General features: G+C 62.3%; 1 protein-coding gene. It reads left to right on the plus strand.

The features are described from left to right. The coding region (locus P8629_RS11645) for a hypothetical protein (RefSeq protein WP_278166291.1) at positions 1-281 on the plus strand (281 nt) is incomplete at both ends.

Consider the following 281-nt stretch of genomic DNA (forward strand, 5'->3'; position numbering starts at 1 on the left):
GGTTGGTGCCGCGTGCCGAGCTGGGATTCCACATCCGCGACTCGGTCGAGATCGCGGGCGCCAACCGCATCGGTCACGGTTACGCCATTGAATTCGAGAACGACCTGCCGTCGCTGTTGAGGGAGATGGCGCAAAAGAAGGTGGCGGTCGAGATCAACCTCACCAGCAACCAGATCACCGCCGGAATTCCCGTCGTCGAAAATCCGATGGCGCTCTATCGCCAGGCGGGAGTGCAGGTGACGCTGTCGGCAGATGACGAGGGCGTGTTCCGCATCGACCTG

Origin of the sequence: Hydrogenovibrio sp. 3SP14C1 (assembly GCF_029625905.1) — a bacterium.
GTDB lineage: Bacteria > Pseudomonadota > Gammaproteobacteria > Thiomicrospirales > Thiomicrospiraceae > Hydrogenovibrio.